A 438-nucleotide genomic window follows, 5' to 3' on the forward strand; every position below is an offset into this window, starting at 1 on the left:
TCGGCATCAACTCGCTCTCGAAGTCCCAGGTCAGCCGCATGGCAGTCGATCTCGACGAGCACGTCGAGCAGTTCCGCCACCGGCCCTTGGATGCTGCTGGCCCGTTCACGTTCGTCTCTGCAGACGCGCTGACGATGAAAGTCCGCGAGGGCGGACGGGTGATCAATGCTGTCGTCCTGCTCGCCATCGGCGTGAACGGTGACGGGCACCGCGAGGTCCTCGGTATGCGGGTCGCGACCAGTGAGACGGGCGCGGCCTGGAACAGCTTCTTCGCCGACCTCGTCGCCCGCGGCCTCGGCGGAGTCCGCCTGGTCACCTCTGATGCGCATGCGGGGCTGGTCGAAGCTATCGCCGCGCACCTCCCCGGCGCGTCCTGGCAACGGTGCCGCACCCACTACGCCGCGAACCTGATGAGCATCTGTCCCAAGGGCATGTGGC

The 438-nt window shown here is 67.4% G+C and carries 1 protein-coding gene; it reads left to right on the plus strand.

The features are described from left to right. The coding region (locus INT49_RS20930) for an IS256 family transposase (protein WP_193119645.1) at positions 1–438 on the plus strand (438 nt) is incomplete at both ends.

Origin of the sequence: Brachybacterium tyrofermentans, assembly GCF_014897585.1 — a bacterium.
Lineage (GTDB): Bacteria > Actinomycetota > Actinomycetes > Actinomycetales > Dermabacteraceae > Brachybacterium > Brachybacterium tyrofermentans.